Source organism: Bifidobacterium sp. M3-N-101 (assembly GCF_023656805.1).
In the GTDB taxonomy this organism is placed as follows: Bacteria; Actinomycetota; Actinomycetes; order Actinomycetales; family Bifidobacteriaceae; genus Bifidobacterium; species Bifidobacterium breve.
In genome coordinates this window covers 1-26664 of the sequence record NZ_JAMOKQ010000008.1, presented here as the reverse complement: position 1 = coordinate 26664, position 26664 = coordinate 1, and the positions used below count along the sequence as shown (strand labels likewise).

The 26664-nt window shown below is 59.6% G+C and carries 20 protein-coding genes and 1 other RNA gene; 16 read left to right on the top strand and 5 right to left on the bottom strand.

Going from position 1 to position 26664, the window contains the following annotated elements:
* Positions 1 to 40: 40 nt before the first annotated feature.
* Both NBH12_RS07585 and acnA read left to right on the top strand, forming a co-directional pair.
* Positions 41 to 2653, top strand: a complete 2613-nt coding sequence (locus NBH12_RS07585; RefSeq protein WP_250819334.1) for a cation-translocating P-type ATPase — start codon at positions 41 to 43, stop codon at positions 2651 to 2653.
* Between the two features lie 118 nt (positions 2654 to 2771).
* The gene (acnA, locus tag NBH12_RS07580) at positions 2772 to 5471 is read left to right on the top strand and encodes an aconitate hydratase AcnA (RefSeq protein WP_052822333.1); all 2700 of its coding nucleotides are present in this window, start codon (positions 2772 to 2774) and stop codon (positions 5469 to 5471) included.
* Between the two features lie 118 nt (positions 5472 to 5589).
* Here the strand turns inward: acnA and NBH12_RS07575 are convergent, their stop codons facing one another.
* Positions 5590 to 6228, bottom strand: a complete 639-nt coding sequence (locus NBH12_RS07575) for a GNAT family N-acetyltransferase (protein ID WP_019727480.1) — start codon at positions 6226 to 6228, stop codon at positions 5590 to 5592.
* A 62-nt stretch (positions 6229 to 6290) separates the two neighbouring features.
* Positions 6291 to 7076 (bottom strand): response regulator transcription factor, encoded by a 786-nt coding sequence (locus NBH12_RS07570; protein WP_052822332.1) that lies wholly within the window; start codon positions 7074 to 7076, stop codon positions 6291 to 6293.
* Positions 7077 to 7154: 78 nt separating this feature from the next.
* Here NBH12_RS07570 and NBH12_RS07565 point away from each other — a divergent pair, with 78 nt between their 5' ends.
* Both NBH12_RS07565 and NBH12_RS07560 read left to right on the top strand, forming a co-directional pair.
* Positions 7155 to 7976, top strand: a complete 822-nt coding sequence (locus NBH12_RS07565; protein ID WP_052822331.1) for a Bax inhibitor-1/YccA family protein — start codon at positions 7155 to 7157, stop codon at positions 7974 to 7976.
* A 98-nt stretch (positions 7977 to 8074) separates the two neighbouring features.
* Complete coding sequence (locus tag NBH12_RS07560) at positions 8075 to 9046, top strand: DMT family transporter (protein WP_250819333.1); 972 nt, start codon at positions 8075 to 8077, stop codon at positions 9044 to 9046.
* Here the strand turns inward: NBH12_RS07560 and NBH12_RS07555 are convergent.
* The gene (locus NBH12_RS07555) at positions 9043 to 9774 is read right to left on the bottom strand and encodes a GTP pyrophosphokinase (protein WP_502801750.1); all 732 of its coding nucleotides are present in this window, start codon (positions 9772 to 9774) and stop codon (positions 9043 to 9045) included. The two genes, NBH12_RS07560 and NBH12_RS07555, sit on opposite strands and share 4 nt — an antisense overlap.
* Before the next feature lie 140 nt (positions 9775 to 9914).
* Here NBH12_RS07555 and miaB point away from each other — a divergent pair, with 140 nt between their 5' ends.
* Together miaB and miaA are read left to right on the top strand one after the other, a co-directional pair.
* Positions 9915 to 11366: a tRNA (N6-isopentenyl adenosine(37)-C2)-methylthiotransferase MiaB gene (miaB, locus tag NBH12_RS07550; RefSeq protein WP_198552995.1), complete on the top strand. Its 1452-nt coding sequence runs from the start codon at positions 9915 to 9917 to the stop codon at positions 11364 to 11366.
* A gap of 122 nt (positions 11367 to 11488) precedes the next feature.
* Positions 11489 to 12472, top strand: coding sequence for a tRNA (adenosine(37)-N6)-dimethylallyltransferase MiaA (miaA, locus tag NBH12_RS07545; RefSeq protein ID WP_250819331.1), 984 nt, complete (start codon positions 11489 to 11491; stop codon positions 12470 to 12472).
* 136 nt (positions 12473 to 12608) lie between these two features.
* Here miaA and NBH12_RS07540 read toward each other — a convergent pair whose 3' ends face one another.
* Positions 12609 to 13358, bottom strand: a complete 750-nt coding sequence (locus tag NBH12_RS07540; protein WP_065457183.1) for a Fic/DOC family protein — start codon at positions 13356 to 13358, stop codon at positions 12609 to 12611.
* A gap of 212 nt (positions 13359 to 13570) precedes the next feature.
* On the opposite strand from NBH12_RS07540, the gene NBH12_RS07535 reads away from it, so the two are divergent.
* The 7 genes from NBH12_RS07535 (at position 13571) to NBH12_RS07505 (ending at position 20873) form a co-directional block, all read left to right on the top strand.
* The gene (locus NBH12_RS07535; protein WP_250819330.1) at positions 13571 to 16408 is read left to right on the top strand and encodes a DNA translocase FtsK; all 2838 of its coding nucleotides are present in this window, start codon (positions 13571 to 13573) and stop codon (positions 16406 to 16408) included.
* Positions 16409 to 16571: 163 nt separating this feature from the next.
* Positions 16572 to 17222, top strand: coding sequence for a CDP-diacylglycerol--glycerol-3-phosphate 3-phosphatidyltransferase (pgsA, locus tag NBH12_RS07530; RefSeq protein ID WP_042987225.1), 651 nt, complete (start codon positions 16572 to 16574; stop codon positions 17220 to 17222).
* A gap of 100 nt (positions 17223 to 17322) precedes the next feature.
* Positions 17323 to 17880 (top strand): CinA family protein, encoded by a 558-nt coding sequence (locus NBH12_RS07525; protein WP_042987223.1) that lies wholly within the window; start codon positions 17323 to 17325, stop codon positions 17878 to 17880.
* Positions 17881 to 17939: 59 nt separating this feature from the next.
* Positions 17940 to 18458, top strand: a complete 519-nt coding sequence (locus NBH12_RS07520) for a helix-turn-helix domain-containing protein (RefSeq protein ID WP_025221816.1) — start codon at positions 17940 to 17942, stop codon at positions 18456 to 18458.
* Between the two features lie 94 nt (positions 18459 to 18552).
* On the top strand, positions 18553 to 18786 hold the full coding sequence (locus tag NBH12_RS07515) for a DUF3046 domain-containing protein (RefSeq protein WP_065454479.1): 234 nt from the start codon (positions 18553 to 18555) through the stop codon (positions 18784 to 18786).
* 306 nt (positions 18787 to 19092) lie between these two features.
* Complete coding sequence (gene recA, locus NBH12_RS07510; protein ID WP_050825034.1) at positions 19093 to 20271, top strand: recombinase RecA; 1179 nt, start codon at positions 19093 to 19095, stop codon at positions 20269 to 20271.
* A gap of 2 nt (positions 20272 to 20273) precedes the next feature.
* Positions 20274 to 20873: a regulatory protein RecX gene (locus NBH12_RS07505; protein WP_025299884.1), complete on the top strand. Its 600-nt coding sequence runs from the start codon at positions 20274 to 20276 to the stop codon at positions 20871 to 20873.
* 71 nt (positions 20874 to 20944) lie between these two features.
* Here the strand turns inward: NBH12_RS07505 and rnpB are convergent.
* An RNA gene (rnpB, locus tag NBH12_RS07500) (RNase P RNA component class A) lies at positions 20945 to 21319 on the bottom strand.
* A gap of 276 nt (positions 21320 to 21595) precedes the next feature.
* Between rnpB and hpf the strand changes: the two genes are divergently transcribed.
* The 3 genes from hpf to trpD all read left to right on the top strand — a co-directional run bounded on the left by hpf (position 21596) and on the right by trpD (position 26502).
* Positions 21596 to 22258, top strand: coding sequence for a ribosome hibernation-promoting factor, HPF/YfiA family (gene hpf / locus NBH12_RS07495; RefSeq protein WP_250819329.1), 663 nt, complete (start codon positions 21596 to 21598; stop codon positions 22256 to 22258).
* A gap of 161 nt (positions 22259 to 22419) precedes the next feature.
* A complete protein-coding gene (secA, locus tag NBH12_RS07490) occupies positions 22420 to 25302 on the top strand; it encodes a preprotein translocase subunit SecA (protein ID WP_025341805.1) in 2883 nt (960 codons plus the stop codon).
* 153 nt (positions 25303 to 25455) lie between these two features.
* Positions 25456 to 26502: an anthranilate phosphoribosyltransferase gene (gene trpD, locus NBH12_RS07485; protein WP_025263035.1), complete on the top strand. Its 1047-nt coding sequence runs from the start codon at positions 25456 to 25458 to the stop codon at positions 26500 to 26502.
* The last annotated feature ends 162 nt before the right edge of the window (positions 26503 to 26664 follow it).

The window sequence follows — 26664 nt, the reverse complement described above, 5'->3', positions numbered from 1 at the left end:
CGTAGCGAATTATGGAATCCGGCACGGTAGGCTGGAAGATATGAGTGCAACAGCAGCTGTGGAAATGCCTGAGATCAGTGAAACCGGTCTTACTGTCAAGGAAGTGTCGCAGCGTATTGAAAGCGGCCAATCGAACGCGGTGAAAACCTCCACCTCGCGTTCGGTTAAGGACATCGTACGAGCCAACGTATTCACGTTGTTCAATGGCATCATCTTCGTGGCCATGGTCATGGTGCTGGTCACCGGCTCGTGGCGGGATGCGGTGTTCGGCTTCGTCATCATCATCAACACGGGTATCGGCATTTTCACTGAGCTCAAGGCCAAGCGCACGCTGGACAAGCTCTCCATCCTGGTAGCCTCCGATTTTTTGGTGCGCCGCGACGGCAAGGACATCGAAGTGCCGCACAACGAAATCGTGCTCGGCGATCTGCTGTGGATTCGTTCCGGCGAACAGGTGCCTGCCGACGGTCAGATCATCCAGACATGGGGACTGGAACTCGACGAATCCATGCTCACCGGCGAATCGCGTACCGTGCGCCACAAAGTGGGGGAGCAAGTCTATTCCGGAGCCACTGCGGTTTCCGGCATGGCGTTGGTCAAGGTCAATGCCGTGGGCAGCCACTCATATGCCGCCACGCTCACCGCTCAGGCCAAGGTCTATAAGAAGACCGTGTCCGACCTGAACAAGGGCATCAACACGATTCTGAAGTTCATGACCTTCCTCGTGGTGCCGTTGTGCATTCTGCTGATTCTCTCGCAGATTCACACGGTCGGCGGATGGGATGCGGCGCTCTCCACCGGCGAATGGAGGCAGGCCGTGGTCTCCGCGGTCGCCGGCGTGGTGGGCATGATTCCTGAGGGCCTCGTGCTGCTGACCTCGCTGAACTTCGCGGTGGCCGCCATGCGGCTTGCTCGCCACAACACGCTGGTGCAGGAACTTGAATCCGTGGAGACGCTCGCCCGCGTGGATGCGCTCAACCTTGATAAGACCGGCACGATCACCGATGGCGGCATCGCCTTCAACCAGCTCATCATGCTTGGCTCCCGCTGGCGGGAGCTGCCGGCGCAGCCGACTGAGGGTGGTTCTTTTGAGACATTGACTGAACAGGCGGCCACGCAGGCCCTCTACGACTGCTGCAACGAGGAACAGCCCAACGGCACCGGACAGGCCGTGCTCGCCGGTCTAAAGGCTCAAGGCTACAAACCGGGCCAAGTCGAATCTCGCGTTCCGTTCTCTTCGGCCCGCAAATGGAGTGCGGTGGTGAAGCCTATCCTCCCGCCGGCGGGAGGTGACTCGCGCAGCGAGTCGGAGGGTGGCCGTACTGAAATCACCCCCAGTCATCTTGCGATGACAGCCCCCGCCAGCGGGGGTGAAACCTGGTACATGGGTGCGCCAGAAGTCATCATTTCCGCGCTCGGCGGTGATTATTCGGATGTGCTGCAACAAGTCAATGACTACGCCAATGACGGCAATCGTGTGCTGCTGGTTGCGCATTCCACGGCATCGCTCGCTGATACGGACAATCCACAGATTGACCCGCAGGCCAAACCGGTGGCGCTGGTGCTGTGTTCCGAGAAGATCCGTGAGGATGCCGAGCAGACGCTCGCTTGGTTCCGTGAGCAGGGTGTGCGCTGTCGCGTGATTTCCGGCGATAATCCGGTCACGGTTGGTGCCATCGCCCGCAAAGTGAGGCTGACCGGCGAACATGAGCCGCGATTCATGGACGCGCGAGAACTGCCGGAAGACGTGAACGAACTCGCTCGCGTGCTGGAAAACGTCGATGTGCTTGGCCGTGTGCTACCCAACCAGAAGAAGGCCATCGTCCAGGCGCTGCACACGCAGAACCACGTGGTGGCCATGACCGGCGACGGCGTCAACGACGCGCTCGCCATCAAGGAAGCGGATCTCGGCATCGCTATGGGCAATGCCGCGCCGGCCACCAAAGCCGTGGCCCAAGTGGTACTCGTCGATTCAAAGTTCTCTCATCTGCCGGATGTGGTGGCGCGAGGCCGCCAGGTCATGGCCAACATGGAACGCGTGGCCAGCCTGTTCCTCGTCAAAACCGTGTACTCCGCGCTGATTTCGCTCGGTGTGGTGCTGACCCAGATTCCGTACCCATACTTGCCGCGCCACATCACGTACATTGGCGCCCTTACCATTGGTATGCCCGCGTTTATTCTGGCGCTCGCGCCCAATACCCGCCGCTATATTCCGGGATTCTTGAAGCGTGTGGTCACCTTCGCGTTGCCGGGCGGCATCGCCACCGCGCTGTCCGTGCTGCTGACGGCATGGTTCCTGCCCGGCATCATGGGCTGGGACGTGACTAAAAACGTCGATCTATCCGCGCTGCGTGCCACCAGCGCGATCATCCTGTTCCTGATGGGCGTATTCGTGCTCGCCCGCGTGGCTCAGCCCCTCAACAGTTGGCGAGGCATACTGGTCGCGGCGTTTGCCGCAGCCGGAGTGATTGGTGCGTTCATCCCGTTTGTCGCGAACTTCTTCGCGTTGATTCTGCCGACCGGCACTACGTTGGTGGCCACGCTGATCGCCTTGGGTGGTTCGGCCCTGATTTTCGTGATCTGCCTATGGCTGGCGCCGCTTGTTGGCAAAGTATCCGGCAAGCTGCTGCGCCAACACGGATTCAACATCTAATAGCGGCGAATTGTCTCACACTTCAAGCCGACACGCCAGAGGCAAAGTAACGTACCCGTACCATTTGAAGCGGATAATCAGCGGCATAGACAAGCCGATACATGATTTCGGAGGAAGCATGTCCTTACGCGACGACCAGCTGGCGACCTTGAAGGCCGCCGGCAAGGACTTCGATTACTACAACATCGCCAATCTCGACGGCATCGATCATCTGCCGTACTCGCTGAAGGTACTGGTCGAGAATCTGGTACGCAACATTGATGGCGCCAACATCACCGACGAGCACGTCAAGACCCTGCTCGACTGGGATCCGAACGCCGAACCCAGCCACGAGATCCAGTTCACGCCGTCCCGCGTGATCATGCAGGACTTCACCGGCGTGCCCTGCATCGTGGACCTCGCCACCATGCGTGACGCGGTCAAGGACCTCGGCGGCGACCCGGAGGTCATCAACCCGCAGGTCCAGTCCGATATGGTCATCGACCACTCTGTGCAGATCGACAAGTACGGCATCGCCGACGCGGTCCAGCAAAACATGGACATCGAATACCAGCGCAACGGTGAACGCTACCAGTTCCTGCGCTGGGGTCAGCAGGCATTCAAGAACTTCCGCGTGGTGCCGCCGGGAACCGGCATTATCCACCAGGTCAACATCGAATACTTGGCCAAAGTGGTCATGAGCAAGACCGCGGCCAACGGCAACGCGCTTGCCTACCTCGACTCCTGCGTGGGCACCGACTCGCACACCACCACCGAGAACGGTCTGGGCGTGCTCGGCTGGGGCGTCGGCGGCATCGAGGCCGAGGCCGCCATGCTTGGCCAGCCGATCTCCATGCTCGTGCCGCGCGTGGTCGGCTTCAAGCTCACCGGTTCCATCCCGGAGGGCGTCACCGCCACCGATGTGGTCTTGACCATCACCGACATGCTCCGCAAGCACGGCGTGGTCGGCAAGTTCGTGGAATTCTACGGCGAGGGCATCGCCTCCGTGCCGCTGGCCAACCGTGCCACCATCGGCAACATGGGCCCGGAGTTCGGTTCCACCTGCGGCATCTTCCCGATCGACAACGTCACGCTCGACTATCTGCGTCTGACCGGTCGCTCCGAAGAGCAGGTCGCGCTGGTTGAGGCTTATGCCAAGGCCAACAAGCTGTGGGGCGACGCCTCCGACCCGGATTACGTGGAACCGCAGTACTCCGAATACGAGGAGCTTGACCTCGGCGCTGTGGTGCCGTCCATCGCCGGCCCGAAGCGCCCGCAGGATCGCATTCTGCTGTCCGAAGCCAAGGAGATGTTCGAGAAGACCGCTCCCGCCTACGAGACCGAGAAGACCGTCAAGGATCCGGTGGCTGTGTCCACCGACTTCCGTGGCGATTTCGACATCGAGAACGGTGACGTGGCCATCGCCTCGATCACCTCCTGCACCAACACGTCCAACCCGTCTGTGATGATCGCAGCCGGTCTGATCGCCCGCAACGCGCACGCCAAGGGTCTTAAGCCTAAGCCTTGGGTCAAGACCTCGCTGGCCCCCGGTTCGCAGGTCGTTGCCGACTACCTGAAGGCTGCAGGCCTCCAGGACGACCTCGATGCACTCGGCTACCAGCTGGTTGGCTTTGGTTGCGCCACCTGCATCGGCAACTCCGGCCCGCTGCTGCCCGAGATTTCCGAGGCGATCAACACCAACGACCTGACCGTCACCGCCGTGCTCTCCGGCAACCGCAACTTCGAAGGCCGCATCAGCCCGGACGTCAAGATGAACTATCTGGCCTCCCCGCCGTTGGTCATCGCCTACGCGCTCGCCGGTACTATGGACTTCGACTTCGAAACCCAGCCGCTCGGCACCGATGCGGATGGCAACGACGTGTACCTGAAGGACATCTGGCCCACCAACTCCGAGGTGGCCGCCGTGGTGGACGGCACCGTGAGTCGCGAGATGTTCCTTAAGGACTACGCTTCCGTATTCGACGGCGACCATCGCTGGAAGGGCCTCGACGTGCCGGAAGGCGAACTGTTCGCATGGAACGACAAGTCCACCTACGTGCGCAAGCAGACCTTCTTCGACGGCATGAAGGCCACGCCGGACCCGGTCGCCGACATCCACGGCGCCCGCGTGCTGGCCCTGTTGGGCGACTCGGTCACCACCGACCACATCTCCCCGGCAGGCGCGTTCAAGGCCTCCAGCCCGGCCGGCAAGTACCTGACCGAGCGCGGCGTGGAGCCGAAGAACTTCAACTCCTACGGTTCCCGTCGAGGCAACCACGAGATCATGGTGCGCGGTACGTTCGGCAACATCCGTCTGCGCAACCAGCTGCTCGCCTCCGTGGGCGAGGAGGTGACGTCCGGCGGCTTCACCTACGACTTCCTCGCCAAGAAGCCGACCACGATCTTCGAAGCCTCCCGCGACTACATCGACAACGAGGTGCCGCTCGTGGTGCTGGCCGGAAAGGAATACGGCACCGGCTCCTCGCGTGACTGGGCTGCCAAGGGCACGGTGATGCTCGGCGTCAAGGCCGTGATCACCGAGAGCTTCGAGCGCATCCACCGTTCCAACCTCATCGGCATGGGCGTGCTTCCGTTGCAGTTCCCGGCAGGCGAATCCTATGAGTCCTTGGGCCTTAACGGCACCGAGACCTATGACATCGCCGGCGTCGAGAAGCTCAATGAGGGCGTAACCCCCAAGACGGTTCATGTCACTGCCACTCACGAGGACGGCTCCAAGACCGAGTTCGATGCAGTGGTACGTATCGACACCCCCGGTGAGGCCGACTACTACCGCAACGGCGGCATCCTCCAGTACGTGCTGCGTAACCTCATGAAGTAACTTTCTTGGCTCCCCTCTCTGAGCGCGAAGCTGACTGAGGGGAGCAAAGGCCGGTATCTTCTAAGATACCGGCCTTTATCGTTTGTAATGGTTTGTCGTCTATGCCGAGCAGGGTAATTTAATTCTCGGGAACCAGCCCCTCATAGAGGTAGAAAGACGTGGCCTGTTCGCCGTCGCCATTCGTGGGCGGCGTATGCTCGCTTACCTGGACCAGACCGAGATGCACATAGAATCCGACATCGCAGGTGGTGTCGGTAAACAGGAAATACTTGCTCACTCCGGCTTCGCGGAATGCAGTCATCAAGGTATCGAACATGCGGCGGCCTAGTCCATGTCCACGAGCCGCCGGATCCAGCACGAACAACACCACTTCCGCCGAGTAGTCGTGACCAGTCTGCGTAGCCTGTTTACGCAGATGTTCATCGATATTGAGAATCCCCAGAATATCGCCGGCGGCCTTAAGTCCGTCCTTAGCGCACACCAATCGCAGCAGACCTCGCAAGGAATTGATGCGATGAGTGTTCAACGGCCTGCGATGGTCCAATGCGTCGACTCGCCCCAGAATCAACGCGACTGGTTCCCCGTCGAGTTCCGCGGTAAACGCGCAGGTCGCGCGCGCCAGACAGTTCTCCCAGTCGGTCTCGGCCGCCAGCAGGCCGGTTTTCTCGTCGTACTCGGGGTACCACATGCGGCGCACCACGTCGATTAATGCCGGGTAGTCGCTCTTGCGCAAAGTGCGGATAATCGGTTCACTCATATGCCCATTATGCCTGTTACGTCCTAACAATGATGAAGCCGCGAGCGTAACGGAAGGGCATCTTACAATCGTGCGGGCAGGTCGGCCCTCTCCACAAGTCGAGCCATCTGTACCCGACCCATGTTCAGTTTGTCCGCAGCCGAGGAAAGATGCGCTTTTGCCGTGCGTTCCGAGATGAACATACAGGAGGCGATCTCGGCGTTGGTATAGCCTTCCGCAGCCAACATCACGGCTTCACGCTCACGATCGGGCAACGCACCAAGCAATTCGCGCGCCGCATCTCTGCGCGAGCGCGGTTGAGACTCGCTTAAATCGTCAATCAGCTGTTTCTGACTGGCTGTGTTGAACTGTGGTGCCCCGGCGCATACTCCCAGAACGCGGCGAATAATGTCATCAGGAGCATCGGTTTTCGATACAAAGCCTTCAGCGCCGGCCTCCACCGCACGCTCCACGGTGCTGGAAGGGCTGAGCGAAGTCAGAATCAATACATGCGGGGCATGGGGCAGCGATTGCAGTCTGCGAGTTGCTTCAATGCCGTCCACATCAGGCATGGCGATATCCATCAACACCACATCCGGCTGTTCGCCGATGGGAAAGCCGAAACCTCCAGCGATACCGGTGTTTCGGGCGCATGACGCCGTGCGTTCGTCAGTCCCTCTTGATCCGATCAGCAACCCGTTACGCAGCCCGGTCCGATTGCTCCTGCTGAGACCGCTCGGCATCAGCCTCGTCAGCCCCTTACGATCTGTGGTGTTGTTGCCGTGGTGTTTGGCGCTTTGGGGCTGGTACTGAGCTTCATACCAATCATCAACAACTCGGTATTCGTTACGCCGCGAGCTGAGATGCACGAAAAGCCGTTCTCATTCATGGAATGTTCAGCATTGCTCTACTAGTATGGAACGTGAAACAACGCTAAAGGAGCGATTATGACATTCGGTCAGCAGCCCCAGAACAACGGGCAGTACAACCCGCAATACAATACTTCCGATTACAACACCGCGCAGCAGAACTACCAGTATGCCGCGCAGGGCACGGGTGCAGGCACAGCGGCCATCAACACGACGATGACTTACAACTATGAGGAGGCTCGCCGCGCTTCCGTAACCAAGGTCTACGGCGAAATGACCATTGGCGTCATCGTCACCGCGATAGTGGCGTTTATCGGGCAGATGACGGGAGCCTATTACGCGTTCCTCGCATCCACCGGTGCCATCGGCCTCATCGCGCTTTGTGTGGTTCAGGTGGGTCTTGCCGTGGTGCTTGGCGCCCGAGTCACCAAGATGAAGTCCGGCACCGCCCGCGTCATGTTCTATGTGTACGCGGCGCTTATGGGCTTTACGCTGAGCTCCATCTTCATGGTGTACAGCCTTGGTTCGATCGTCACCGCGCTGGGTATCACTGCGGCGTTCTTCTTCGCTTTGACCATGTTCGGCATGACCACCAAGATCAACATGCTCAAGGCCGGTCCGATTCTTATGATTGGCCTGATCGTGCTTATCATCTCGCAGCTGGTGCTCATGTTCCTGCACGTTGACGGCATGACCCAGATTGTGTGCGCGCTTGGGCTGATCCTGTTCGCCGGCATGACCATCTATGATGCGCAGTCCACGCGCGCTTTGCTGAGCCAGTACGAGGCTCAGGGGCCGGAGATGGTCAAGAGGGTTTCCGTCCTGTGCGCGCTGAACCTCTACCTCGACTTCGTCAACATGTTCCTCTATATCCTCCAGTTGCTGGGCAACAGGGATTAGTCATGAACTGATTCGCGGCATACGACCGCATCAAGCCCGACCACAATGTGGCCGGGCTTTTTCATGCCCGACACATCTGGACGGTAGGCTGACTCCCCGTGAAAAGACAAGAACTTGTGGGTACGTTGTGCCTGTTGCTGACCGCGCTGATTTGGGGCTTTGCGTTTGTAGCGCAGGTGCAGGGCATGGATTCGATGTCCCCCATGTTCTTCAATGCCACCCGCTTCATGCTAGGTGCATTGTCATTGGTGCCGATTCTGCTGTGGCAGCGTGGCCGGGGGAGCAGCAGTACCAGTGAAGCTGCCGATACCGCGGCAGTCGGTGCGGGAGATCAGTTGGTTCAGACCTCATCGCCTGCGATTCGTCTGCTCGCCAACCCGATTATCATTTCCGTGATTTGCGGCATTGTGCTTTTCACCGCCAGCACTTTACAGCAATATGGCATCCTGTACGGTAAATCAGCCGGGCGCGCGGGATTCCTTACCGCCATGTATATCGTGATGGTGCCGTTACTGGCATTTGTGTTCCTGCGTCGGCGCATCGGCGTGCTGGTGTTTGCGGCCGTGGCATTGTCTATCGCGGGCTTTTACTCCCTGTGCATCACTGACGGATTCGGTTCAATCGGGTTGGCGGATATTCTGCTGGTCTTTACTGCCGTGTTGTTTGCCGTGCATATCTTGGTCATCGACACGCTGGGTGCCAAAGTGGATGCCATCAAACTTTCATTCGGGCAGTTCTGTACTACCGCCGTGTTGAGTTGGACTGGTTCCTTGATTGAGGGCTCGGTCGATTGGGCCGGTGCCGCGCATTCCTGGATTCCGATTCTGTATGCTGGCTTCGGTTCGGTGGGCATCGCCTACACGTTGCAGGTGGTTGGTCAGCAGTGGGTGCCGCCGACTCGCGCGAGCCTGTTGATGAGCCTGGAATCGTTTTTCTCCGCGGTCGGCGGCGCGCTGCTGCTTGGCGAGGTGATGACTTCTCGTGGATATCTTGGCTGTGCGCTGATCTTCATTGGCACTCTGCTGGCGCAGGCCCCTGCCAAACTGCCAAAATTCCTGAGAAAAGACTAGTCTGTGGTCTTGGGAGCTTCGCCCACCTGCGGTGCGCCGTTAATATCGCGGTGAATGTTCTGCATCTGCACTTCGATGTTCTGCAAGGATCGCGCGCAGTCGAGCAGCGTCTGCGAATGCTCATTCAGTTTGGCGTCCGGCAGGTCGGTTTTGTATCGCAGCGCATGTTCCAGCGATGCCCAGTAATCCATGGCGATGGTGCGGAACTGCACTTCGACCGGCGTGTAATGCGCGCCTGAAGACAGGAACACCGGCACCGCATAGATGACGTGCAGCGAACGGTACCCGTTCTGCTTCGGATTCTTGATGTAATCCTTGACTCGCAGCACCTGAATGTCGGACTGCGACGACAGGTAGTTCGACACGGAATACACGTCATCGCGATAATTGCAGATCACGCGGATGCCGGCCACATCAAACAGGTTGTCTTTGATGGAATTGACGCTGAGCGGCAGTCCCTTGCGTTCCAGCTTGCCGATAATCGAGTTCACGGATTTCAGACGCCGTTCCATATGATGTATCGGATCATGGCTGAATCGCACCTGGAACTCGTCATCGAGGATTTCCAGCTTGGTGCTGATTTCGTACATTGCGCCTTCATATACCTGCATCTGATCCACGAATTCGGTGACTTGCTCGGTATTGAAGGTGCCGCCGGGCAAGTCCAGCGTCTTCAGTCGGGCTTGCAGGTCGGAAGTGTTCAGTCGGCTATGTCGGTCAAGTATCACGTCAATCAATATACTCGGCTCAAGCTGCCCGATATGGGAGTTGCCGGGAATCTCCCAAGATACTCCATGTACCGGTTTCTCCAGTTGGTGCGGACCGCTGCCGCGCATCATGACGAACCCGGCCGATAGAATCGAACATTATGAACGAAGACATGATGACCGAGGCGGAGCGCGCCTCGATTGAATCCGATGAGCACCTTACAACACAGGAACGCGGCAAGGGCGTGTTCCACATCCATACCCTCGGTTGTCAGATGAATGTGCATGATTCCGAGCGCATTGCCGGCGTGCTCGAGACAGATGGCTATGTGCCGGCCACCGAGGAACAGGTCAATGACCATGACCTCGATCTCATTGTGCTCAACACCTGTGCGGTGCGTGAGAATGCTGCCGAACGCATGTATGGCACGGTGGGCCTGTGGGCGGAGATGAAGCGTCAGCGCCCGAACCTGCAGATTGCCGTTGGCGGGTGCATGGCTCAGCTTGACCGCCAGAAAATCGCCAATAAGGCGCCATGGATCGCTGCGGTATTCGGCACCAAGAACATCGGTGACCTGCCGCAACTGCTCAACCAGAACCGTGCCGCCGATACTCCGCAGGTCAAGGTCGATGACCAGCTTCAGCAGTTCCCAAGCCAACTGCCTGCGGCCAGGGCTTCCCGCGTGAGTTCATGGGTGGCGATTTCCGTGGGCTGCAACAACACCTGCACGTTCTGCATCGTCCCGACCACGCGAGGCAAGGAAAAGGATCGCCGTCCGGGAGACATTCTTGACGAAGTGCGCCAGTGCGTGGCCAACGGCGCCAAGGAAGTCACCCTGCTCGGGCAGAACGTGAATTCCTTCGGATATGGCATCGGTGACCGCTACGCCTTCAGCAAACTGTTGCGTGCTTGCGGCACGATTGATGGGCTCGAGCGTGTGCGCTTTACCTCGCCGCATCCGGCCGCTTTCACCGATGACGTTATTGAAGCCATGGCTGAGACCCCGAACGTGATGCATCAGCTGCATATGCCGCTGCAGTCAGGCTCCGACAAGATTCTGCGGGCCATGCGCCGTTCCTACCGCGCATCTAAGTTCATGACGATTCTGGAGAAGGTGCGTCAGGCCATGCCGGATGCGCAGATTTCCACTGACATCATCGTCGGCTTCCCCGGAGAGACCGAAGAGGATTTCCAGCAGACCTTGGATGTCGTGCGTCAAGCGCGGTTCTCTTCCGCATTCACTTTCATCTACTCGCCGCGCCCCGGCACGCCGGCTGCCGAAATGGAACAGGTACCGCACGATGTGGTCCAGGATCGTTTCGACCGACTGGTGGCGTTGCAGGAACAGATCACCGCGGAGAATCTGCAGTCCTTTGAGGGGCGTGATGTTGAAGTGATGATTACTGGCACGCAAGGCAAGAAGGATGCCGACACCCATCGAGTCACCGGCCGCGAGAAGACCGGCGTGCTGGTGCATATCGGCGTGCCCGAGGGCCAGCCCATGCCGCAGATTGGCGACTTCGTGACGGCCACCGTCACCCATGCCGGTCGCCACAATCTCATCGCCGACCCTGACCTTGCTCAAGGGCAGACCTACTCGGTGCGACACTGAGAAGGTTCTCCACTCAGAGAGAGGAAATGCAAGTTCTCGGCTCCCCTCTCTGAGGGGAGCTGGCCGCGAAGCGGACTGAGGGGAGTTACGGTACGAGCAAAAGTGCACGAGGGGAAAACAATATGAAGCGAGTCGTCAGTATCGTAGGGCCTACTGCCTCAGGCAAGACCGGGCTTGGCATCGCCATTGCCAAGCGGTTGGCCGAGGCGGGGGAGCGGGCCGAGATCGTGAACGCGGACGCCTACCAGATGTACCGCGGTATGGATATCGGCACCGCGAAAGCGAGCGCCGAAGAACAGGCGGCAGTGCCCCATCACCTCATCGACATCATCGAACCGGAAGACACGATGACCGTCGCTCGTTTCCAGAAGCTCGCCCGGCAGACCATCACCGATCTGCAATCGCGCGATATCCGACCGATTCTCGTGGGTGGTTCAGGGCTGTATGCCAGGGCCTCCATTGACGACATTACTTTTCCCGGCACTGATCCCGATGTGCGCAAACGGCTCGAGGAACGCGAAAAAACCGAGGGGGCGGGCGTGCTGTTCGACGAATTACGGGATAAAGACCCCGAAGCCGCCGCGCGCATGGATCCGCGCAACCCGCGACGCACCATTCGCGCACTTGAAGTCATCGAGCTTACTGGCAAACCGTATTCGGCCAGCTTGCCGCGATACCGTTATGTGATTCCCTCCGTCCAAATCGGTCTTGATCTGGATCGTCCGAATTTGGATCATCGCATTGACCTGCGCACCAAGCAGATGTATGACGATGGATTTATCAAGGAAGTCGAACGTATCCGCCCTCATTTGGGAGCCACCGCCGTGCGCGCGCTCGGTTATCAGCAGGTCATCGACCTGTTGGATGGCATCTGGGACGTGAACGAGGCGTTTGCCGATATCGCGCAGAAAACCAAGCGGTTGGCCCGCAAGCAGATGGGTTGGTTCGGCCGCGACCCTCGCATCCATTGGCTGCAGGCGCTGAACCCGAAGCTGGTCGACAATGCGATGGCCATCATCGCGCATGCCGATGCCGGCGACTATGACCCCATTGACGCCCGTGCCGACGAATATACCCAACATCATCTGGGAGATATCGCAGCATAAATCACGTGTCTGCCCTCTTCGAGGGGAGCTGTCAGCAAAGCTGACTGAGGGGAGCCTCAGGTTGACCCCGTGTGGCTCCCCTCACAGTCGCCTGCGGCGCCAACTCCCCTCGGAGAGGGAAGCCGAGTACAGGAAATCAGTGTGCTGGTCCTTGGTTCCAACCGGCTATAAGGAATACGCGCGTTGGATTGGCGGGACGCAGAATACGGTCGAACATATCCTCGAATGCGGAGATGTCACCGCGATAGGCCGTGTGTTTGGCGGAACGGTATTCCTCGCGTGTCACTTCGCCCCAATCAAGATCCCACCCGGCATCATGAGCCAGCCGTGAGCCAAATATGCGCAGCACCATGGCATTGCCACCCCGGAACGGATGCAGATAACCTAATTCGTCATACAGCGACGCAAACGCATGTACGAACACATCGCGATCCATGGCATGCAGGTTGCGTTTGTCAGCCAATTCCGTCGCGATATTATGCGCGCCGGTCTCAATCAGACCAGCCGGGAAGAACGCCTCAGGATTCGCGGCACGCTCACGGTCATTGGTCACTTCACGCGTGGTGTTGGACGTACGCAGCTTGCCGGCATCCTCGAACACGCCCTCGAAGAGATCCTTGTGTATGGCGATCAACTCATCCAAATCGCCTGAAGGGTTCCAGCGACGTTCCGCCAGCAACACGGTACGGGCGAACACGGCATCGGCACGATCCGTGGCGTGATCATCAAGACTGCCTGCAGCCAAACGATCCGTGCCCGCGGAACTCGCTGCGGCACGCAAACGCATAGCGGTTTGCTCATCGGCCACATCAATGAGATGAGTCACGGCTTCCAAACCGCGTTCGTAGGAGGCCGCGGCTCGCATCGTTGCCTCGCCCGGCGTCATAGCTTCCAGTGCGCAGTTCTTCAGTGCAAATGCGACTGCGCTCGCACGCTCTGCGGGTGTCATGCAACCCATCATAGGGCATATCCGACGTTGATAGGGGGGAATGGCCGCGATGAAATCGCTGAACCAGTGACCGGTGATTTCGCTTATCCTGCATTGTCACGGTGTCGTCACCGGCCATGAGCCCCCGTCCTAGTAGAATCAGTCACGATATGGCACGAACAGCATCCTCCAACAGCAATAATGGCCGCAAATCCAAAGGCGGCGGGAACTCCACCCATGATGGCGAGACCAAGGTCCAACCTGAATTCGACCTTGATGTTGAGCCCACATGGAAGAAGGTCCTGCTTGCGATTCCGCGCGCCTTGGGCGCCGGCGTACGTGCGGTCACCGGCGTCGGTGAGTACGATCCCGCCTACCGTCGTGACGGCCTGTGCTTCCTGTTGCTCGTGCTCGCCGTACTGTTCTGCGCTTCCGAATGGTTTCGTGTTGACGGAGTGTTTGGCCAGCTGCTGCATGCCATAGCGTCTGGCGTGCTCGGGCTGATGAGTGTTGTGCTGCCGGTGCTGCTTTCCGCTGTGGCCTTTCGTTTGATGCGCAACTCAGGCAAGGGATCCAACAATCCACGTGTGGTCACCGGTTGGGTGCTGCTGATGTGGTCCGTCTGTTCGATTCTCGATGTGGCCATCGCGTCTAGCCATACATCCTTCAATATCGCGGTTCTGCAATCCGCGGGAGGACTATTGGGCTTTTTCCTTGGCTCGCCGCTTGCCTGGGGACTATCCAATGTATTCGCGATTATCGTGTTCGTAGTTGTCGGATTGTTCTCCCTGCTGATGATTACCGGCACCCATGTGACCGATATACCGGAAGACGCTCGTAAGCTATCCGCCAAGATCCGGCGCAAGCCGTATGTGCCCAAGGGCCAGGAGCCGGATGACGGCAATCAGTTCCCCAACGAGGTTCGTGTTGGAGACTCCACGCTCGCTTTTGCCGAAGGCGTGCCCGCGCATGATAGCACCGATGAGGAGTCTGATGGAGAGAACAAGTCCGGTACGGCCAAACCGGGTCTCTTCGCTCGGCTGTTTGGACGTAAACCCAAGACGGAGGACGACCAGACCCTTGATCGGTATGCCGCCGACGATCCCTTCGACCGTGCGGCCAGCCAGCACGGCGCCACTGCGGAAACTCCAGTGGTAGATACGGCGACCGGTGAAATCACGGGCGGGCGGACCATCGCGTCCTCGGCCTATGAGGGTGCCGCGCATGCCGCCGATGTCGCTCCTACGAGTGCCGTTACTGCCGGCCATACTGTCGTTATGCCCAGCGGTCCGGCGACAAATGACCCATGGGCACCCAGCGCCACGCAAACCGACATGGCCACCGTTGCGGCAGCCGGGGATGATGCCACCGGCGCTTATGCGGGAGCCAATGCGGATGGCAGCGGCGTGGGCCAAGGCATCCCCAATACCGATGGCCAGCCAAACGCTGCCAATGGGAACGATGCTGAGGACGATGCCAATAAGCCATACCAGCTGCCTGACCTGAGCTTGCTGACCAGGGGGCAGCCCCACGCGATGCGCACGCCGGCAAATGACCGCGTGATTCGGGCGCTGACTTCCACCTTTGAGCAATTCAAGGTGGATGCCAAGGTTGTCGGATTCTTGCGAGGCCCTTCGGTCACCCAGTATGAGGTCGAGCTTGGCGCCGGCGTCAAGGTGGAAAAGGTCACCAACCTGCAGCGCAATATCGCCTATGCGGTGGCCAGCTCCGATGTGCGCATTCTTTCGCCTATTCCAGGCAAATCGGCCATCGGCATCGAAATCCCGAACGAAGATCGCGAAATCGTGCATCTGGGCGATGTGTTGCGCTCCGATAAGGCCGTGAACGATCCGAACCCGATGATTACCGGCATCGGCAAAGATGTCGAAGGCCACTTCGTAACCGCTGATCTGACCAAGATGCCGCATCTGTTGGTGGCTGGTGCCACCGGTTCCGGTAAGTCCAGCTTCATCAACTCGATGCTGACTTCATTGATTATGCGTGCCACGCCCGAACAGGTACGCCTGATTATGGTCGATCCCAAGCGTGTGGAGCTTTCCGCCTATGCGGGCATCCCGCATCTGCTCACTCCTATCATCACCGACCCGAAGAAGGCCGCGCAGGCTCTCGAATGGGTGGTCAAAGAGATGGACGCACGTTACTCCGATTTGGAATACTTCGGATTCCGCCATGTCAAGGACTTCAATGAGGCCGTGCGCGCCGGCAAGGTGCATGCGCCGGCCGGCTCCCAGCGCAAGGTGGCTCCATATCCGTACATTCTCGTGGTGGTCGACGAGATGGCCGATTTGATGATGGTGGCCAAGAACGATGTGGAAAGCTCCATCCAGCGCATCACCCAGCTGGCGCGAGCCGCAGGCGTGCATCTGGTGCTTGCCACCCAGCGCCCGTCCGTGGATGTGGTCACCGGTCTGATCAAGGCCAATATTCCGTCCCGACTGGCGTTCGCCACCTCATCCGCCACCGATTCGCGAGTCATCCTCGACACGGTCGGAGCCGAAACTCTGATTGGTCAGGGTGACGCCCTGTTCCTGCCGATGGGTTCCGCCAAACCGATTCGTGTGCAGGGCTCGTGGGTTTCCGAATCCGAGATTCGCAAAGCCGTGGAATTCGTGCGCACGCAGCGCAAGCCGAAGTATCGCGAGGACATCGAACAGATGGCCAAGGAAGCCGAAAAGAAGGACAGCCTGGAGCCCGACGAGGAAATCGGCGACGATATGGACGTGCTGCTGCAGGCTGCCGAGCTTGTGGTCACCACCCAGTTCGGTTCCACCTCGATGTTGCAGCGCAAGCTCAGAGTGGGCTTTGCCAAAGCCGGACGCCTTATGGATTTGCTGGAATCACGTGGCGTGGTCGGCCCCTCCGAGGGATCCAAGGCTCGTGCGGTGCTCGTCCAACCGCAGGATTTGCCGCAGGTGCTCGCCTTTATCCGAGGAGAGACCAGCTCGCTGGAATCCTCGGCACCTCAGCAGCCCGAGCTTGGTGAGTGAATCATCTTTTGGCTTCCCTCTGCTGAGGGAGGTGCCCCGAAGGGGTGGAGGGAGAGAAGCGTAATTGCACAGACTCTGGGTTGCAGTCTGATTTCCGAAGAACAACAGTCAATCTCCTGCCAATACCCACCCAAGGTAGAAGTGTGGGGGTAACGTGAACACTATGGTTGAGAACACATTGGACAAGCAGTCATCGCCCAAATCATCATTGTTCGACGGATGGAACGCCCCGCCGAACCTGGTCACCTATTCGCGCATCGTGCTCGTGGTGATTTTCCTGGTACTCGACATCATGGCAGGTGAGTGGGGCGCGAATAACCTCACCATGCGCTGGGTGGCCGCGGTGCTGTTTATTATCGCCGCCTCCACCGATAAAATCGACGGCTGGATGGCCCGCAAATACAACCAGGTCACCGAGATGGGCAAGCTGATGGATCCGATTGCGGATAAGCTGCTTACCTGCGGTGCGATGATCGTATGCTCCGCATTTGGCGAGCTTGCCTGGTGGGTCACCGTGCTGTTCCTGATTCGTGAAATCGGCATCACGGTGATGCGTTTCTTTGTGATGGAACGTCCCGGTGGCAAGGTCATCGCCGCCGCATGGCCCGGCAAGCTCAAGACCGTGTTTGAATGCGTGGGTCTCGCCATGCTGCTGTTGCCGATGTGGTCTCTGGGTGGCGGCCAGAGCACGCCGTTCTGGATGACCGCCTACTACTTCCTGACCTATGCCATTATCTATGTGGCTCTGGTGCTGTGCCTCTACTCGGGTGTCATCTACCTGTACAACACGTTCGTCGGCACCAAGAAGCAGTGACGGAATCATTCGTGTAATGGATGGCATTGATGGGATGTGGCCTGCCGCCGCATCCCATTGTTGTATAGGCGTTGCATAGGTTGGAAAAGGAAGGCCACATATGACTGATAGCGCTGATGAGAAGCTGCGGCAATCCTGCGACGAGCTTGCTGCGGGCATACTTGCCGTCTGCGAGACTTGCGGCGCGAAGATAGCTTGCACCGAATCGCTGACCGGAGGTCTGCTCTCCGATGCCTTTGTGCGTATTCCCGGCGCTTCCAATGTGCTGCTGGGGTCGGCCGTCACCTATGACATCAAGGCCAAAGCCTCGATTCTGCATGTTGACCGATCGTTGCTGGAGCGCGAGGGTGCCGTGCATCCCGAAGTTGCGCGTCAGATGGCGGCTGGCGCTGCGCGGTTATATGGGCAGCCGGAATACGGTGATTGCGTTATCGGGCTATCCACCACCGGGGTAGCCGGTCCCGGCCCGGACGGCGATAAGCCCGCTGGTCTGGTCTATGTGGGTTTACGTATCCCTGCGACTCTTGCTGACGATGGCATCGAGATAGTCAAGGCCGTCGAATTGCGTTTGAGTGGCACCCGCGAGGAGGTTCGTCGCCAAACCGTATTCCACGTTCTGCAAAACTTGAGTCTATTCACAGCAAGTTTTAAGGAATAAAACCGTGAGGTCATCGTGTTGTACTAAGTGGAAGCACTGAACCGACCTTGGAAGGGGCTATGGCGATGGAAACGATGACCCGAGTGAACGAACAAATGGAAGTGTCCGCTAAGAAGCCGATGGCGGTGCAGCCGGGTGTCGCCCGTATGCGTGAATTGACCCCGGCCCAGCGCCGTGCGGTGATGTTTGCGCAGCAGCAGGTGCTCAAGGCGCAGGCCGCTAAGAAGGCCAAGGATGAGCGTCAGGCGGCTCGTGACCGTATGTGGCAGGAGCAGGAATCCGCCTCCTACCAGCCCAATGCCGTTGCCGAGACCGCGGTGGTCGAAGAGGAGCCACGTGAGGTTTCTTTGCGTGGTGCTATCGGCCATGTGCTGCGTGACCTGCGTACCCGTGATCGCCGCACCCTGCGTGAGGTGTCCGAGAAGGCCGGCGTCTCGCTGGGCTATCTGTCCGAGGTCGAGCGTGGTCAGAAGGAAGCCAGCTCCGAATTGCTGAGCTCCATTTCCGATGCGCTGGGCGTGTCAACTGCACAGATGCTGCGTATGGTGGCCGATTACCTCGAGTCCGTCGAACGTTAATCGTGTGAGGGGTGGACCTCCTGAGTTGTTGACCCGCATCGCCGTTTGGCGGTGCGGGTTTTTCTGTCCGGCGGGTGGTGGCACACTGTCGGGTATGCGTGAACGGGAATTTTGGGTGCTGCTTGAAGAAGTGTTCGGTCGTAGCTATGGCCGGTCTCTGGCCCGGGATCAGCGTATGCCGCAGCTGGCGAATATGACCGTTCTTGAGGCTTTGGATGCGGGGGAGGAGCCTCGCGTGATTTGGAACGTGCTCTGCGATCAGATGGAGATTCCTGATTCCAAGCGTTGGGGCCGTGACCATAACGCGCCGCCGCTGCCCGCTGCGTAGTGGGCTCTATGCTGTGGCGCTGGGCGGTCGATTTCATTGGTTGGGTCGAGGAACGATACTCGCCGGCGTGTCGTTGCACAAATTCGAACAAATGTTCGCTTGTGTGGCTATAGTTATCCACAGTGACGGATAGGCACGCCGTATATGTCAAGATGCGAATCGCCCGTTTCGGCGGGAATAAGCGGTTCTTGTCTTGCGTGATCGGGCAAGCTGGAACCACAATGGTCGTTTTGGCTTGTCATGGGAGTTGACCTCCCATACGGTGGAAGGCGTTCACCCGCATACGACTTCGATAAGGAGAAGATCATGGCACTTGAGACCAAGCCGGCCCAAGATCCGGCAACCGAGACCAAGCACGAGCTCGATCCCAAGCGCAAGGCGGCGCTGGACACTGCTTTGGCGCAGGTCGAAAAAAGCTTCGGCAAGGGCTCGGCCATGCGCCTCGGCGATCAGCCCGTGCAAAATGTCGAAGTAATCCCTACCGGTTCGCTCGCGCTCGACATGGCGTTGGGCATTGGCGGCCTGCCGAAGGGCCGCATCGTGGAAATCTATGGTCCCGAATCGTCCGGTAAAACCACGCTTGCCCTGCATGTGGTGGCCAATGCCCAGAAGAAGGGTGGCGTGGCCGCATACATTGACGCCGAGCACGCGCTCGATCCGGCCTATGCTCGCAAACTTGGCGTGGACACTGATTCGCTTATCGTTTCTCAGCCGGACAACGGCGAACAGGCTCTTGAGATTGCAGACATGCTGATTCGTTCTGGCGCGCTTGATGTCATCGTTATCGATTCGGTGGCGGCTCTGGTGCCAAAGGCCGAGATCGAAGGCGAGATGGGAGACAGCCACGTCGGTTTGCAGGCCCGACTCATGAGCCAGGCTCTGCGCAAGATGACCGGTGCCTTGGCCCAAGCAGGTACCACCGCCATCTTCATCAACCAGCTACGCGAAAAGATCGGCGTGTTCTTCGGTAATCCCGAAACCACTACCGGTGGCAAGGCTCTGAAGTTCTATGCCTCTGTGCGTCTTGACATTCGCCGTATCCAGACCTTGAAGAACGGTGATGAAGCGGTGGGCAACCGTACGCGCGTCAAGGTGGTCAAGAACAAGATGGCCCCGCCCTTCAAGTCCGCCGAATTCGACATGCTTTACGGTGAAGGTATCTCCCGCGAAGGTTCGGTCATCGACATGGCCCAACAGGTCGGCGTGGTCAAGAAGTCCGGCTCGTGGTTCACCTATGAGGGCGACCAGCTTGGTCAGGGTCGAGAGAAGGTTCGTCAGTTCCTCAAGGACAACCCGGCCATCACCGAAGAGATTGAAAACAAGGTCAAGGCCGAGTTTGGTTTGATCGGTTCCGCCGATCAGTTTGCCGAAGACGCAGCCGCTGCTGCAGCTGCTGCGGTCAGTGAGGCTGCCGCGGCCGATGCCGCCAAGGACACCAAGGCCACTGCAGCGCCTGCCGCCAAGTCGTCTCGCGCCAAGGCCTGATCATGATTAGTGCAGAAGCGTTCCTTCAGCGCAATCCCGTTGCGTTGGAGGAACGATGCCGTGCCGAACAGGGCGAAAGAAACGTCGATGCGGAGTCGTCCCATCGATTCGCTCGGCGAGGTATGGGCGCGGTTGCCGATGATCCCAACGATGCAGATGCCTGCCGTGAGGCGGCGTTGCGTCTCTTGGATGCGGCTCCGCGCTCGTCCGGTGCGCTGCGTGAACGACTGCTTGGCAAAGGGTATGACGAAGAAATCGTTAATGAGGTCATTGAACGCCTCATCCGTGTGCAACTGATCGATGATCGTGCCTATGCGGAATCGGCGGTGCGCTACTGTGCCGGCCGCATGATGGGCAGGCGCGGTGCGGTGATGGAGCTCGCCCGTAAAGGCGTGGATCGCCGGCTCGCCGAGCAGGTGTGCGGTGAGGCCGAACAACAAGGCGTATTCGAAGATGCCGCATGGGAATTGGGGCGTCGAGTGGCCCGCAGAACACGTGGACTTGATCGGCAGGTGCGTCAGCGCCGGTTCTGGTCCGCGGGCGGGCGCAAAGGGCACAGCCCCGAAACCCTACGCCGCGTCGCCGCCGAATTACTGTCGTAATAACCTCCCTCTGACGAGGGAGGTGGTGCGTAGCGCCGGAGGGAGAGACTCACGGCGGAGCCGCAAAAGAATAAATGAGACCTCTTATACCCCGGGTTCTGTCATGCCGTACGCGAACGCGCGGCACGGATGGCCATCCATCTCGACCTGACGTTGCCGTCAGGCTCTAGCAGCCTACCCGATGACATGGGCGAGCAGCCCTTACCGCCATCTGCTTGGCCTTGCTCCCGATGAGGCTTGCCATGCGGCCTGCTGTTACCAGAGGCCCGGTGGTCTCTTACACCGCCGTTTCACCCTTACCCGTCGAGGACGGGCGGTCTATTCTCTGCTGCGCTATCTCTCAGGTCACCCTGGGCGGACGTTATCCGCCATCGTGCTCTATGGAGCCCGGAAGTTCCTCAGCCGATCCCAATGAAGATCACGGCCGCGGCCATCAAGAGGTCTCAAGCTTGCAATTATACATATGCCATAGAGAACCGGCTGGCGAAAAGACAAATATAGCGAAATGGCGAACCGTCCGAAAATACGGCGCTGAGGAACAAGGCCCAAACACCCAGTATAGGCACTGATGGGGTGCAGATAAAAGTCGGAAAATAAACGTATTTCTATGGGCGAGTTTCCGGCTGTTTACCTGTTGTTCGTCTACAATGAAACTTACCCGGACGGTGATGATGCTGTTCGGCACACATAGCGGGAAACCGCTTGAACTAGAGGAGGTCAACATGGAAATCGTCGTTACTGGACGTCACGCGCAGATCAAGCAAAGGTTCCGTGATGTCGTCGAGACCAAGATGAATCGTGTGACCGCTATCGCCCCGGATGCGCAGCGTGCGCAGATTGTTTTGACTCATGAGGGCAACCCGCGTCAGGCCGATACCGCCAAGCGCGTGGAGATCACCGTTATCGCCGGACGCACTGTGGTCCGCGCCGAGGCTTCCAGCACTGACGAGTTCAGTGCACTGGACATGGCGCTTGATAAGCTGACGCTGCGTCTGCGCCGCACCCGTGATCGCCGTAAGGATCACCGTCGCGGCTACGCGAACCCGGTGCCGGTGGATCTGGGCGTTATCGCCCCGGAGCCGGAGCCAGAGGAGCTGGAGGAGGAGCCGAACAACAGTCCGCAGGCTGCAGTGGCTTCCGATCTTGGCCCGGGCGAGTCTGTGGAAGTCCAGGTTGGGGATACGCCGATTGTCATCCGTCGCAAGCTGCACATCGCCGAGCCCATGAGCATCGACGAGGCTCTGTACGAGATGGAACTGATCGGACACGACTTCTTCCTGTTCGTGAACAAGGAGACCGGACGTCCGTCCGTCGTCTACCACCGTCACGGCTGGAGCTATGGCGTGTTCGAGATCGACACTCCGGAAAACGTCAAGAAGGACTGAATTGCTGGTTCGCTGACGTAGACAGCTGATATGAAATGGGTCGCTCCCGCAAGGAGCGGCCCATTTTTTTGTAAATAGGTCGAAAAATATCGATGTCTGACGGTGATGGGCTGTATTCTGGTACGCGGACATCACCACTCAATCAGTCAAGGGAGAACCCTGTGGTCGATATTGTTGACAAAGCCCTGCGAATGGGCGAAGGCCACCAGCTCAAGAAGCTGGAGAACGTGGCCAAGGCCGTGAACGCGCTGGAGGATGAGATCTCCGCCCTTTCCGACGAGGATCTGAAGGCCCAGACCCCGAAGTTCAAGCAGCAGATCGAGAACGGCAAGAGCCTGGACGACATCATGCCCGAGGCGTTCGCCACCGTGCGCGAGGTCTCCAAGCGCACCCTCGGCCAGCGTCACTTCGACGTGCAGCTCATGGGCGGCGCCGCCCTGCACTGGGGCAACATCGCCGAGATGAAGACCGGTGAAGGCAAGACCCTGGTCGCCACCCTGCCTACCTACCTGAACGCCCTCGAGGGCAAAGGCGTGCACGTGGTCACCGTCAACGACTACCTCGCCAGCTACCAGAGCGAGCTGATGGGCCGTATCTACCGCTTCCTCGGCATGAACGTCGGCTGCATTATCACCGACCAGAAGCCGCCGGAACGCCGCAAGCAGTACAACGCCGACATCACCTACGGCACCAACAACGAGTTCGGCTTCGACTACCTGCGCGACAACATGGCTTGGGAGAAGGCCGACCTCGTGCAGCGCGGCCACCACTACGCCATCGTCGATGAGGTCGACTCCATCCTCATCGATGAGGCCCGTACCCCGTTGATTATCTCCGGTCCGGCCGAAGGCGACGTGACCCGCTGGTACCGTCAGTTCGCCAAGCTCGTCCTGAAGCTCACCCGCGACGAGGACTACGACGTCGACGAGAAGAAGAAGGTCGTCGGTATCCTGGATCCGGGCATCACCAAGGTCGAGGACTTCCTCGGCATCGACAACCTGTACGAGCCGGCCAACACCGCCCTGATCGGCTACCTCAACAACGCCATCAAGGCCAAGGAGCTGTTCCTCAAGGACAAGGACTACGTCGTCACTCAGGGCGAGGTGCTCATCGTCGACGAGCACACCGGCCGTATCCTGCCGGGCCGCCGCTACAACGAGGGCCTGCACCAGGCCATCGAGGCCAAGGAAGGTGTGGAGGTCAAGGCCGAGAACCAGACCTTCGCCACCATCACCCTGCAGAACTACTTCCGCATGTACGACAAGCTCGCCGGCATGACCGGTACGGCCGAGACCGAGGCCGCCGAGTTCATGAACACCTACAAGCTGGGCGTGCTGCCGATCAAGACCAACAAGCCGATGATCCGCAAGGACCAGGACGACCTCATCTTCCGCACCAAGAAGGAGAAGCTGGCCGCCATCGTCAAGGACGTGGCCAAGAGGCACGCCAAGGGCCAGCCGGTGCTGCTCGGCACCGCCTCCGTGGAAAGCTCCGAAGTGGTCTCCACCCTGCTGGACGTGGCCAAGATCCCGCACCAAGTGCTCAACGCCAAGCAGCACGAGAAGGAAGCCGCCGTCGTGGCCGTCGCGGGCCGCAAGGGCGCCGTTACCGTGGCCACCAACATGGCCGGCCGTGGTACCGACATCATGCTCGGCGGCAACGTCGAGTTCCTCGCCGACGCCAAGCTCAAGTCCGAGGGCTACTCGCCGGAAGACACCCCGGAGGAGTACGAGAAGCGCTGGCCGGGCACCCTGAACGAGATCAAGGCCCAGGTCAAGGACGAGCACGAGGAAGTCAAGGAACTTGGCGGCCTGTACGTGCTTGGCACCGAGCGCCACGAATCCCGCCGAATCGACAACCAGCTGCGCGGTCGTTCCGGCCGTCAGGGCGACCCGGGCGAGTCCCGCTTCTACCTGTCTCTGGAAGACGATCTGATGCGCCTGTTCAACACCCAGCTCGTGGCCCAGGTCATGGCCAAGGGCATGGAGGAAGGCCAGCCGATCGAGGCCAAGTCCGTGACCAAGGGCGTGCGCACCGCACAGAAGGCCGTCGAATCCCGCAACTACGAGATCCGTAAGAACGTGCTCAAGTACGACGACGTGATGAACAAGCAGCGCACCGTCATCTACTCCGAGCGTCAGGCCGTGCTTAAGGGCGAAGACATCCACAAGGACATCCTGCGTTTCATTTCCGACACCGTCGAGTCCTACATCAAGGGTGCCAACAAGGGATCCGAGAAACCGAAGGACTGGGATTGGGAGGGCCTGTTCAAGGCGCTCAACACCGTGATCCCAACCAAGGTCGACGAAGACGAGGTCAGGAAGATCGTCGGCGGCCTCAAGGGTGCGAAGGCTGTCGAGGCCGTGCGCGACCTGATCGTCGAGGACGCCAGGCAGCAGTACGGCGAAATGGAGGAGACCATCGGCGAGACCGGCTTGCGCGACCTCGAGCGCCGCGTGGTGCTCGCCGTGCTCGACCGCAAGTGGCGCGAACACCTCTACGAGATGGACTACCTCAAGGACGGCATCGGCCTGCGCGGCATGGGCCAGCGCGACCCGCTGGTCGAATACCAGCGCGAAGGCTACCAGATGTACAACTCCATGATCGAGGCCATCAAGGAGGAGTCCGTCCAGTTGCTGTTCCACATCGACGTCAAGCAGGTCGCTTCCACCGAGGATGCCGTTGACGAGGTCGAGGAATCCGACGAGACCGCCGACTCCGTCACTGTGGCCGCCGGCCCCGACGAGAACGGCGAGTCCGAGGTCGAAGCCGCCGAAGGCGAGGTCGAGGAAGAGGACGCCAAGCAGGCCATCGCCGAATCCGCCGCCGTCTCCGAGTCCGGCGAATCCACCCTACCGGTCGCTGGCCCCGCCCCGATCAGCCATGCCGAAGGCAAGGTCCCGGCCAGCAAGCGTCCGAAGAGCGACGAGCTCAAGACGCCGTGGGCCGACGGCCGCACCTTCCCCGGCACCGGCAAGAACGCCCCGTGTCCGTGCGGTTCCGGCCGCAAGTATAAGATGTGCCACGGCCAGAACGAGAAGTGACACATCTCTAGCTGAATACTGGGCATTGGCTTCCCTCTTCAAGAGGGGAGCCAATTTTGCTATATGGAAGATTCAAGGCCGCGAAATGGGAAGTCATTACAATTAGCGGCGAATATACATAACACGGCGTAGCAAAACGCCAAGGAGGGCATCATGGCCGAGATCACATGGAAGTCGATTCTCACCAAGCTGGTCGGGGGAGACCACCTTACTGCTGAGGAATCGGAGTGGTTTGTGGACGACCTGATGCAGGGCAATGCGAACCCGACCGCTGTGGGCGCCGCGCTCGCCATGCAGCAGCAGCTGGGACTGACCTCCGACGAGGTGCGTGGTGCCGCCAAGGCCATGGTCTCGCACGCCGTGCCGCTGAACGTTTCCGGTGAGACCACTGACATCGTGGGCACCGGCGGTGACGGCTTCGCCACCGTGAACCTGTCCACCATGGGTTCTGTGGCTGCTGCCGCAGCCGGCGTGAAGATTGTCAAGCACGGCAACCGTGCCGCCTCCTCGAAGTGCGGTGCTGCCGATGTGCTCGAAGACCTAGGTCTGCCGCTGGATCTGAAGCCGGAAGAGGTCGGCGAAGTCGGCGACGAAGTGGGTATCACTTTCGCGTTCGCCCGCACCTTCCACCCGGCCATGCGCTTCGTGGGCCCGATTCGTGCTGCGCTCGGCATTCCGTGCGTCTTCAATATTCTGGGACCGCTGACCAACCCGGCCAACCCGGCACACGTGGCCATCGGCTGCGCCAACCGCAAGGTGAGCCCGATTATGGCCGCTGTGTACGCCAGCCGTGGGCAGTCCGGTCTAGTTTACACCTCGCACGAGGGCATGGACGAGCTTGCGCCCACCGGTCCGGTCTCCGTCTGGGAGATTCGTGATGGCAAAGTCACCGAAACCGATTTCGACCCGGCCGTGGATCTAGGTCTGGCTAAGATCACCGTCGACCAGCTCAAGGGCGGCGTGCCGGACGTCAATGCCAACACATTCAAGGACTTCCTGGCCGGCAAGGACATCCCGTCCCGTACCACCGCGCTGCTTAATGCCGCATCTGCCATCGTGGCTGACGGCAACTTGGTTGGCAACGGCACTCTGGCCGAGCGCTTTGCAGAGGCTTACAAGCTTGCTGAGGAAACGGTTGACTCCGGCAAGGCCGAAGCCCTGTTCAACAAGTGGATCGAAACCGCCAAGTCCAAGGCGTGAACTGAATTCAGATAAATGAGGGGGCCAGCCGAACAGCTGCCCATTACCATGTTTGGTAGGCCCCGATGGTCGGGGTCGGGTCGCCGGTTCCGGTATGACTTTCCTGCCCTGTCGTCGATGATCCGGGGGGTGTTGTCGCCGGGAACGGGGACGCCCGATGAC